This is a genomic window from Nostoc sp. (genome assembly GCF_036919675.1).
GTDB lineage: Bacteria > Cyanobacteriota > Cyanobacteriia > Cyanobacteriales > Nostocaceae > Nostoc.
Genome location: NZ_JBALCP010000043.1, coordinates 1 through 11,101, shown reverse-complemented (window position 1 = coordinate 11,101; position 11,101 = coordinate 1). Strand labels below are relative to the sequence as shown.

The window sequence follows — 11,101 nt, the reverse complement described above, 5'->3', positions numbered from 1 at the left end:
GCGATGCCTGCGGCGGGCTACGCCTACGCTTCCTGTATAAAAGCTCTGGAATTCAGAAATGACAAATGTTTTCGGAGAGTGACAGAAGAGGGATAAAACTGAAAAAGACGAGAGAAGCTAAAGGCTTGTCTCAAAATGAGCTAGCGAGGAAAACTGGTTACAGCCTGCAAAATATTCAAAAAATTGAACAAAGAAGAGCTGCCTCAATCAATACTTCTCGGTTAAGCCCAAAATCAGGTATTGTTAACTGTTATTCCCTAACACGCGATCGCAAAATCAAGTGCAACGAAGAAGAATTCTCGTTCACATCTCCAGTAATAGAATCATCTGAAGTATTCAGCTTTATCGATTCCACGCCAATTAATGTTTACCATAACTGTAGAGCGCATTCTCACAAAGTATTTAAAGGATTAGTCAAATGGGGGAAAAATTCACCTTCGTTGGCACTTTGGTTTCAAACTTCATTTGATTATTAATGATTGTGGAGAATTCCTAGCATTTCAGCTAACTCCTGCCAATGTAGACGACCGAAAACCAGTCCCCGATATGACTAAGGATTAAGAAAGTAAACTTTTTGGTGACAGAGGATAATCTGGTCAAAAGTTATTTGGGGAGTTAGATGAGCGAGGCTTGCAATTAGTGGCAAAATCGAAAAAGAAAATGAAAAACCGTTTCGTAAAACTGATTGATAAAATTCTGTTACGCAAACATGCTGTCTTGAGTCCGTTTATGACCATCTGAAAAATATATGTCAAATAGAACACTCTCGTCATCGTAGTCCATTTAACTTTTTGGTTAACTTGATGGCTGGTTTAGTTGCTTATACTTATTTACCTAAAAAACCTTCCATTGATATTTATGCAAAAGATTTACCTGCTCTACCTCCTACCATTTTTTAGCTCCATCGAATTCACGTTAAACTATTATCAACTATGCCAAACTCTTATTCCTATATTGATTGAAGACATGTAGGCAGGCTTGAAAACCCTTGTACAGAGTGGGTTATAAATTTCAGAACAGGTCTATTCAAATGTTGTGTTGTTTAGCGGCCTATTGCGTTGCCAACACCTGGCGATTGAATTCATCTTGATCAGTAAAGGTTTGAAAGATCCTATCCATTTTAGTTAGCTCAAACAACATCCTGACTTGATCGCTAATAGAACAGACAAAAAGTTTCCCATTAGCATTTCGCACTATTTGCATTGCTGACACTAAAGCACCTAAACCAGAGCTATCGATAAACTTTACTTCTTTCATGTCAAGCAACAAAATATCAGTTCCATTTGCAACAATTCCGCTAACTTCACGACGCAATTCATTACCTCTAATTCCATCTAAAATTCCAGTTAGTTCTAGGACTTTTACACTCAAGTTCATGGTTTTATTTTCCTACTATTTGCTTTGAAAAGATATATTTATATTTTGGCATTGACATAAGTAAACCGCAATAGATAGAGCATAGTTTATAACAGATTAGTTCCAAAGAAAAAATACCACTTGCCAAAACTATCTGTACTTGTTGCCAGCTACTGCAAGTTGAACCAGCTTTATGGTTTTTTATGAAAGTTGAGGGTGTAAAACCAACTAATAATGCCTATCTGTTAGAGCTATTTGTCCTGCTGTGAGGAAAACGACGTGCCAATTTTGATTCTCAAAGTTAAACTGTAAGTATTTTTGTACAAAGGATGTTAACTGTTATCACTACGCTCAAGTAAGAGCGTTGCTTGTCATCGATTTTATGACAGCAGCAATGACACACACTGGTAAACCTTCTCCTTCTTTGCTTCCAAAAGTTCCTGCTTCTTGTGAACAAGTAACAAACGCTGCTTAATTCCTCTTTCTCATAGCCGTTTTTTCACCTTTATTCAATGAGGTAGAATCGCTGGGATTAATCCCTGTAACTCCTTAATTCCTTGAGAGATATTGTGTTTTTGTTGGCAATCATCCGTGGTCGATTACAAAGGTTTTGTGTTTTATATGCAATTAGCTTTGTTTGATTGGTTGGTAATTCTTATTGACTATAGTAGTGAAAAAGCTAGCATCCACACATTGCCGGGAGATTTCAAAAGCTTCAAAATAACCATCTTTCTGACCTAACTCTCGTGCCCAAAAACGAGATAAAACCAGTATGGCATCAAGTTGCATAAATGTTTTATTTAACTCTGATTCATAACAACCAATAGCTGCAACTTTTTCCTCAATTACAGAGGTGATATTCACAAAAAAGTTTGGTTCAAAACCACGTAAAAAAACAGGTGGTGCTGAATACCATAAAGTTATATTTTTACGGGTGGCAACATTAGAAACTGCGATCGCACATACTTCATGATCTCTATGTCCATATTTTTCAGGTTGTGGTGCATGAGTAATAATCAGATCCGGTTGCCAACGCTCAATAGCATCTTCAGTAACTTTAATTACTGCTTGTGTAGAAAAATTATACTCCTCAAGTGCATAAAACTCGTAAGTTGCACCGATGATTTTACCCGCTGCATCTGCTTCTTGATGACGTGTACCCTTAACAGGTGAACTAGAAAGACTGCCATCAGTCAAAATTAAGCAACGAATATTCCATCCTGCCTTGGACATCAGACTGAGAGTGCCAGCAGCAGGTAAAACCTCATCATCAGCATGAGCATAAATTGTTAAGACAGTTTGTTGACCAAAGTTGTTTGAGTCTGAATAGGTATTCATAGCTATGTTTTCTAGATTGGATTTATAAGGAAGTTAAGAGTTATTCTCCTTTGTGTCCCTCTTAAGCTTCTTTTGGAGGCTGCCAAACAGATGCGCGGATGATAACCGACAAAAGTAGCAGGTTATAGATAGCCCACGCACCATTGAGCAGGTGAACTAAAGGATTATTTAGATGACCAATTGCAAAGCAGTAAAGACTCCATAATATCCCCAAAATAGTAAGGGTAAAGACAACTAACTGTGGCCAAACCAGTCGAAGATAAATACCAGATTGCCTTTGTTTAGGTGTGACTTGAAAATTGAGTTTTTGTCCTGTAAACACACTCCATACCGCTTGGATCAGCAAGGGAAATAAAGCGATCGCATATTGTTCAGAGCGCCAAACTTCTCTAGCTGGAATGCCCCAGGTAGCTGCTATGAAAGTAAGACGGTTGATAAGAAAAGCTGGGAAAAAGTGGAGGGCAAAGTCAGATCCGTAGGTTTTAACTGGAACAATGTCTGTAAAAAAATAGATAATTGGACAAGAAATAAAAACTAGAGTTGCAAAACCAGAGAAATAACTATACATCGTCTTAAAATATTGCAACCTTTGCCAAAACGTTAGCCCTGATTTTGTCAGTGGATTTTCCCTAACTAGCACTTGGATAGTTCCTTGTGCCCAGCGTAGTCGCTGTTTAAGAGTAGAACTCAGGTCCTCTGGTGCTAAACCTTGTGCCAAAAGTTCATTGTGATAAATAGATTTCCAGCCAGCACTATGCAGACGCATGGCTGTATTCATATCTTCCGTAATGCTATTGCTTGATACTCCACCAACTAAATCAAATTCATCTAAACGTTTTTCATCTTTGATGAATTCATCAGCAAAATTTTGCAGTCCTACACTAACTAATGCCTCACGCCTCAATATCGCATTTGTGCCCGTATAGAACGCAGCATTCATACCATCTTTACCTTGTTGAAGTGGCCCATAAAATAAATTTGCTCGATGTCCAAAAGGATCGTCTGGAGGAATATTGTAAAAATCCTGGCGGGTCTGTACAAAAGCAATTTTATTCTGGTCGTATTTTCCTGTTGAAAGATTATATGTATAAAAATAAGGCAGAACTCGCTTGAGAAAATTTGGTTTGGGAATGTGGTCCGCATCTAGAGTAACAATAAAATTTCCTGCTGTTTCTCCAGAAAAAATTGCGTAATTGATGTTGCCTGCTTTAGCATGATGGGCTACGCCAGGTGTCTTGGGACGAGCAATGTAGCGAAACCGGGAGAGTTCCACTAGTTCCAGTTCTTTGTTGCGAATAGCTTTTTCTAAGGCTTTCCGTTCGGTAGTTAGGCGATCGCTTATACTTTGATGATCTGGAGGTAACCAAAGTATAAACTGTCGCAGACTTTGCACAAATTCGGTAGCCAACTGGTTAACCATTGGTTCTGATGATGATGCTTGCAGCCATTGTTCAGCGGCTTGAGTATTAGGTGTGAGATTTTCCAGTTGCTTCAGGCGCTGCAACAAACAAGAGTGTTCTGCATCAATTCGAGCTGCTTCTTGTTGTAGTTGTGGTGACTGCAAATCCTCAATACATAATCTTTCTGTCATAGCCCGCATATCAACCGAGTTACCATCATCAAGGACAAAAACCCGTAACTTTGTTGGCGGATAATCCATTGTCAGAGCACCTTTGGCAGTTTCTTCGACAATTTTTGGTGGCTCGTTGTAGCAGGTCACAAATACATCTACTGTTGGCCATTCGGATCTGTGTAGAGGTGGGATCATCTGGTCAAGAGACTTAATCTGTCGCACTAAAGGACGCCATAACCCAATTACAAACATTACACCACCGAGATAGCTATAAATTTCTGCTATCAGTAAAGGAATAGAAATCCAAAGCACATCAAAATTGATCGAATGGGTAATGCGCCATTGCAAATACCAGAACCCAAAAATTAAATTGATTTCTGCCAGGTAGCGAAATAACAGTGTTCTTTTTTTGAGTGATGAGCGACTATTGCCAGAAAAATTTGAAGAATTATCACTAATAGAAACTGAAGTCATCTTAGTACCAGTAATTAATCTAATAGGCTAGTGCAACGAGAAAAAGTGCTGAGTTAAAAGTTGGGAATTAGGAGTTGTTAAAAATTTTATTTATTTCTACTGCCTCCCCTGTTCCCCCTGGCTCCTGGCATTAAGCAACAGTGGATGTCTGCCTCTAGCTTGGTAAAGCAAACTTTCTAAAATGATTGCATTCGTATTAACATCAACTGAAGCATTAACACCTAGTTTAGAGTTTTCATATCGCCCTGAAAGATAGCCGCGATTTTTATCGGCTAAATTTTGAGCAAAGTCTCGTAGCCTTTTCGTGTAAAGATGATCTGGCATGAGAGCAAACCAAGAAAATGCTGCTTTCGTACTGACAAACCGGAATTGGGGATAGGCTTTTCCTGTAACGTTAACGGCTTGCCAAGCTTTACCATTGGCGTAGACACTGTAATACAGAAAATAAGGAGGACGATCCAACGAATCTTCATTTATAGCAGTTAAAATTCCAGTGCGTTTAAATCGTTGTTGTTGCACTTTTAAAATATTTTCCACTTGAGGCTTGACAGTATCATTCCAACCCATTTCTAAACCCCAAAGCAAATAAGGATCATTTGTTAAATAGTTAGTAGCTCCAGAGTTTTTTAAATTTCGTTGATCGATTTGCAGAGTAATACCATCAACCTCAACCATCTTAACTGGTGGATTGGAAAGAGCATTAGTAGCTCGAATGTTCCACAACTTTAAACTATGAGCAGCATATTGCTCATAGCCTAACCGCCCTTCTTGTACTTCGAGAAGTCCACCTGCTTTAGGAATAGCACCATTTAACCAACCATCTTTGACAAGTTTCGATAGATTCCAGTGAGTCACGATGCGATTAATGCGATCGCTATATTCTGGATAATGCGATCGCATTACATGCAATCCTAATAAAAATCGCGCCATATCCAAGACTGACCAACCACTGATACCCTTGGGATCGGGAGTATCATTGAGTTGGCGCATTTCAACAGTACGGGTACTATAAGCTTTGTTGGGCAAACCAGTTGCAGGTAGCGGCAGTTTTTCCAACGTCTGTAGCAACGTGTTCATCCGTTGTTGAAACCTATCTTTTGGCAATAACCCTAACTGGTAAGCTGCATGAATTCCTAATAAGGCGCTACCCTGATCCCACCAAGTTGTCCAGGGCAAGTTGTCTGCCGAATTTACTAAACCTGTTTGGGGATTCCAGTTACGCTCAAAATATTTCCAAGCCCGCGCGGCAGCAATTTGATCTGTTTCTTGGGTCAATCGTGGTAAAGAAGTTGTTGGCGAAGGAGTAACAGGTTTTTCTAGCGTAGTTATTGGTTTTGGCGGTAGTGGGATGACTGTAGGAACAGTAGATTTTGGAACAATTTGTGGCGATGGTGTTTGGATATCAAGGTTAAAGTTATCAGGGGCAGCAATGAGTATAGATGGGGTATGAGAGCATTGCCACGTCGCTAGACTCGGACAAAGCAGGAGTTGTTGATTTGTAGTTGTGTACAAAACTGATTGCAAAATCATGCTTTTGATGACGCTTATTGCCATTTATATCTTCTTTGCCAATTCAGCAGGGGATAAATACCCAAAAGCTGGATTATTTACCGCGTCTTTATAACCAGCAGATTTGCCACTATTACTGTTAATTGCCCAATCACATTCCTTATTAATATTGAAGTAAAGGATGGCTTTTACACCCATCCTAGATAGCTGAGTGTAAGAGTCTTGTAACCATTGGTCTTTGGCATTTTTTTGTAACCCATTTTGCGTATTACTTGTACTAGCTGTTTGAGCGATGAAAATCGGCTTACTGCGAGCCATAACCTTCATCCGCTTGATATATGGTTCAAAAGCCTCTTTGGGGCTATTCCAATGTTTCCAAGAAGAGTTACTACAATATCCCCAGTTATACGAACTAAAGGCAACGACATCTACGGACTTGTCCCCAGGATAGTAGTTTTCAAAGCGATGTTCATTATTTTCACTCCAACCATTAGGCGCAAATACCCAACGGATTGTCTGTGAAGATACACCAGCCTCTTTAAATATTTTTTGGATACGTTGATAAGCTAACTTGTAGTTCTGCGGGTCTTTGCTGTATGCTTCTCCAGTAATGTTCATCTCTTGCAACGGTGCAATAAACGCAATCCGGCCCTCGCCTGCATTTGCCCAGTCAGCATAGGCTTTTGCCACTTTTTGCAGAGAACTATCTACGTCTCCCCTAGCAATCTGCGCCGCTGAACGAGTAGATTTGAGATTAATAAAGGCTGTGTATCCATTTTGCCTCAGTTGTTTTAGGGGAACTGGAATGTTGTAGGCAGGATTCGAGTCTTCAATATCTAAGAAAAATCCAGCAATAGAATGGCGCTTACCAACCCATTGATCGACTTGACGCAATTCGCTGTCAATTTTACTTTGATTTCCTAAATAATCCGGGGCATAGAGTCCCAGTAATACAGGAGTATTGGAAGCTGTTTGGTTGCGAATTTGGTTTAATTTCCGGTTTTCGAGTTGCCTTGGGGCATCAGTAACCGCCATTAGATTTTTATTTGCAAAGATGCTTCCTAGTAAAATTAGCATCATCAACGCCAGTCGTACCTTGTTCATAGATTTAAAAGAATAAACAGGGATTTTGAATCGAGATGTCTGTTGCTCGTGAAAGCTACTGCATCATGTACAAGTATTCCCAAATACAACTGATTAATAACAAACACAACTTTGTAATTACAAACAGTCAGGGCGAAAGCCCATCCCTGCAAGGCGGGGGATGAGCTTAAAGTGAGGTGCGTGTCAACTTATTCTGTAACTTTTGTGCCAGTTACTAGCGGAGTATTTTCGCTACCTGAAACCCAGTAACTTCCAGAAGTATCAGAAATTAACCTGATTTGTTGTGTGGTAGTGTTGGGTAGACCTCGTCCAGAATCACTTTTGTTAACTGCTACCCACCAAGGAGAGTTCATCATGGTAGTCGGACGAATTAGGGGTTGTCGATTCATCACTTTGTACAGCAAGGATTGCAAAATCATACTGTTGGTGCTGCTGGTGAAACCAATTGCTGTTTTACCTGTGGCTTCATAGAAACCCTCATAAAAACCGGCTAATGGATTGTATAAGTCGGTCGTTCCTTGCAGTAACTCTTGACTATACTTGTTTTCTGGAAGCAGGGCATGATAGGCAAAAGCGACTGCTGTACTTACCAATCGCCCCTTTGGTACGGTTTGCCCGTCATCTGCTAAAGCCGCCCAAGGCTCACCTTTTCCAGTAATTGTGCTGTGGACAGTGTAAGGTTTACGATCAATCAAAGTGGTGGCTGAAGCTGTGAGGGTGTCGGTGCGACGGTAACGTTCAGCTTGCGCCTGAAAAATTGGTTCAAAAAGCGATCGCATTTGTCGATCTAGTCCAAACTCCAGTGCATAGAGTAAGAAAGGATTGCTAACTGTGTATTGGTTAACTTTGGAGTTAGTATCTGTGCGACGGCGTTGGATTGGTACTTTCACTCCCTCTACTAAAGCAGTTTGATATTCACCGCCAATAGCAGAATGCTCAACATTAAATCCCCATAATTGAAAAGCACGAGCTGCATATTCCTCATAACCCAAGCGGATTTCAGGGTTGACGCGGGTAAGCGATCGCCCATCTTGATCTTTGGCGGTTATAGCACTGGAGAGAATACCTTCACGTACCACACGCAAGTATGACCAATCCAGCACAATTTTATCTACGGCGGCTGTATATTCTGGATGACAGGTTTTTAAGTTGTAAAGCGCTGCTAGTATCCTGCCTAAATCTAAAGCTGACCAGCCGTTTCCTTCTGGAACTGGATTTCCACCATAATCTACTGGTTGGAGCGATCGCGTATCATAACCCCGACCCGGCAATTCTCCAGCAAATAACGGTAACTTTGTCAAGGCTCCTAAAAGATGGCGGGTGCGCTGGTCAAATTCTTTCGGGGTAATTATATCAAGCGATCGCGCTGCATGAAGTGCTGCGAGATAATCTCCTAAGCCCCAGAGAGTTGCACCTTTGAAATCACTGCGATCGTCGATTAGCCCACTCTTGGAGTGGTAATTCGCTTGAAAGTATCGCCAAGCTGCTTCCGCATAACGCCTTTCAATAACAGTCAGTGGTCGATCCATCTTCATCTGAGATGATGGCTTAGGACTGTCCACTGGTGGAATAGGTGCAACAGTCACTTCCGTAATTTTAGAAGTGTCTGTAGGGGTTGCAGCCGGAGTCGTAACAGTAGAATTCGGTTGATTTAAGGCTGTTGCAGGAGAAGCATTTTCACTGGGCTTGCCAGTAGATACACTCGCAGAAGTGGAAGCAATTAAGGGGTGATTTCCCTTACCTTTGTAGTATAAAATTTCCAAAATTAGCCCATTAGTATTACCTGTCAAAGCTTTGTTGGGTTGTTTTGATTCTTCATAGATACCAGCATAGTAACCACTGTCATCAGGACTACGGAGATCCTTAACTGCATCAAAAACTTTTTGGGCATAGGCATTATCTGGAAAAAGATAACGCCAGCCAAAAGCAGCTTTTGTGCTAATGCTGCGAAACTGTGGATAAGGCTGATTGGCATCAGTAATAGTTGCCCAGTTTGCACCGTTTGCGTAAACGGTGTTGTAAAGAAAATAAGGCGCTTGGTCAATATTGTCTTCTGTGACCGCAGTCAACTGGCCTGTGGTATCAAAACGTCGTTTTTGCACATCTAAAACCCTGACAGCAAAATCAGCTAATTCACCTTGCAAGCCAAATTCAATCCCATCAAGGATATAAGACTCACTAACAACATAATTATTAGCGTTGGTGCTTTTAAAATCACGGGTATCAACGGGAATTTGCACACCATTAATTTCAACTAACTTAAACGGTTCTAAAGAAATAGCCTTGGGTGCAGAGAAACCCCAAAGCTGATAACCTCTAGCGCCGTATTCTTCGTAGCCGAGTCGTCCTTCTTGCACCAGTAACGTTTTGTTGTCTGGAAGAACAGTAGCGCCGAAAAGTTGTCCATCTTTGAGCGATCGCGCCACTTGCCACTTTGCTACAATTCCTTTAAGCCAATCATTATATTGAGGATGACAGGTACGGATGACATCAAACGCCGCAAGTATTCGCCCGACATCCAAAGCAGACCAACCAATACCCCGCTCAAGGGGATTGTTGCCATAATCAACCATCTGTGCAGTGGCTGCGTTATAGACTTTATTGGGCAAGGTATCTTCAAATAACTTCAGGCTGCTCAGAGTCGTCAAAAACTTGTTGAGGCGTGCATCAAAGTCTGTTTGATCAGTAAGATTCAACCAACGTGCAGCATTTAATGCCATCAGGTAGTTACCCATGTCCCAGAGTGTACCAGAAGGATAACCCCCAGTAGAATTGGTAAATCCCGTTGCTGGCTGATAATTTTTGACAAAATATTGCCAAGCACCACGAGCATAAGTTTGTTCTTCAGGAGTGAGTGGGGCTGTAATATTGCTACAAATACTGGAATTTTGGGATAAGACTGGTGTCGGCATGTAAAACAACAATTGCAGAAATGTCCCCACTAAGAACAATGCAATCAATCTCAACAGCTTTTGTTGACGGGGTTTGTATATCATAATGCAAAGAAGGAGTTAGGAGTGTCATAGCCCGTCTGTACAGCTATATTCATAAATCGAGCTTTATTAGGTCTATTTTTTTCGTAATGGCTTTATCGATTCAGTCGAGTAGCGCCAGCGAACGACATCAAATCGCGTATTCATGATAGATTTTTTATGAGTCAAGCGGATTACGAACACCTTGACCACCACGCTTTGGAATATAGGTTTTCTCAGTATTGTATGAATAATGTTTAAAGCGAATTACATCCTGAACCTGTTTGATCAAATTCTTCGGGTTTTTTTCCATAGTTTGATATCCAGAAAAAATCTGTACAGTATCTGACTACAGGATGATAGTCGTAAAAATTCTGAATATCAGGGTGAATTATACGGAAATTTTCTATATTGTTTACTTAAATGGGGTCTGTATACGGAAAAGGTTTGTATATTGTCCAAAAATTGAGTTTCTATAACTATTTATGACGAATTAAGTAAATAAACGGAGGAGTAATAATATATTTTAATGTATTATCAAATTTAAATAAATTGATAGCGCTCTACATAACGAGCTTTATTAAGCAGAATAATGCCGATTTACAGATTTGATATCAACTCCGCAGAACAGTTTATAGGCGATACCCATACTTTAGTGCTGGAGTGCGTAGCTCACGCTACAGATAAGTAGGTCAACCAAAAAAAACGTAAGATAGATAGAGTTCCGAAATTAAGTGATAAATGATGCCTAGCGCGTTAGGAATCATACTAACTG

General features: G+C 40.4%; 7 protein-coding genes and 1 pseudogene. 2 read left to right on the top strand and 6 right to left on the bottom strand.

The genetic code is table 11. The features are described from left to right. Window positions 1-65: 65 nt before the first annotated feature. Window positions 66-476, top strand: coding sequence for a transposase (locus V7K49_RS08600; RefSeq protein ID WP_335205215.1), 411 nt, complete (start codon window positions 66-68; stop codon window positions 474-476). Then, window positions 466-741, top strand: a pseudogene (locus tag V7K49_RS08595) (transposase). Before V7K49_RS08600 ends, V7K49_RS08595 begins: the two are co-directional and overlap by 11 nt. Before the next feature lie 309 nt (window positions 742-1,050). On the opposite strand, the gene V7K49_RS08585 reads toward V7K49_RS08595, so the two are convergent. From V7K49_RS08585 to V7K49_RS08560, 6 genes are all read right to left on the bottom strand, one after another. After that, a complete protein-coding gene (locus V7K49_RS08585) occupies window positions 1,051-1,377 on the bottom strand; it encodes an STAS domain-containing protein (protein WP_298916457.1) in 327 nt (108 codons plus the stop codon). 606 nt (window positions 1,378-1,983) lie between these two features. Continuing rightward, entirely contained in the window at window positions 1,984-2,694 is a 711-nt protein-coding gene (locus V7K49_RS08580) for a PIG-L deacetylase family protein (RefSeq protein WP_335205214.1), read from the bottom strand. Between the two features lie 61 nt (window positions 2,695-2,755). Further along, window positions 2,756-4,741 (bottom strand): glycosyltransferase, encoded by a 1,986-nt coding sequence (locus V7K49_RS08575; RefSeq protein WP_335205213.1) that lies wholly within the window; start codon window positions 4,739-4,741, stop codon window positions 2,756-2,758. A gap of 96 nt (window positions 4,742-4,837) precedes the next feature. Further along, window positions 4,838-6,295, bottom strand: coding sequence for a DUF3131 domain-containing protein (locus V7K49_RS08570; RefSeq protein ID WP_335205212.1), 1,458 nt, complete (start codon window positions 6,293-6,295; stop codon window positions 4,838-4,840). Continuing rightward, the gene (locus V7K49_RS08565) at window positions 6,296-7,354 is read right to left on the bottom strand and encodes a hypothetical protein (protein ID WP_335205211.1); all 1,059 of its coding nucleotides are present in this window, start codon (window positions 7,352-7,354) and stop codon (window positions 6,296-6,298) included. It abuts the gene before it with no gap. Between the two features lie 188 nt (window positions 7,355-7,542). Beyond that, entirely contained in the window at window positions 7,543-10,350 is a 2,808-nt protein-coding gene (locus tag V7K49_RS08560) for a DUF3131 domain-containing protein (RefSeq protein WP_335205210.1), read from the bottom strand. Window positions 10,351-11,101: the final 751 nt, after the last annotated feature.

Bases quoted from the DNA above. Each gene is read 5' to 3' on its own strand.
- V7K49_RS08575 (WP_335205213.1), bottom strand. From the start codon at position 4,741: ATGACTTCAGTTTCTATTAGTGATAATTCTTCAAATTTTTCTGGCAAT.
- V7K49_RS08560 (WP_335205210.1), bottom strand. From the start codon at position 10,350: ATGATATACAAACCCCGTCAACAAAAGCTGTTGAGATTGATTGCATTG.
- V7K49_RS08580 (WP_335205214.1), bottom strand. From the start codon at position 2,694: ATGAATACCTATTCAGACTCAAACAACTTTGGTCAACAAACTGTCTTA.
- V7K49_RS08585 (WP_298916457.1), bottom strand. From the start codon at position 1,377: ATGAACTTGAGTGTAAAAGTCCTAGAACTAACTGGAATTTTAGATGGA.
- V7K49_RS08570 (WP_335205212.1), bottom strand. From the start codon at position 6,295: ATGGCAATAAGCGTCATCAAAAGCATGATTTTGCAATCAGTTTTGTAC.
- V7K49_RS08565 (WP_335205211.1), bottom strand. From the start codon at position 7,354: ATGAACAAGGTACGACTGGCGTTGATGATGCTAATTTTACTAGGAAGC.
- V7K49_RS08600 (WP_335205215.1), top strand. From the start codon at position 66: ATGTTTTCGGAGAGTGACAGAAGAGGGATAAAACTGAAAAAGACGAGA.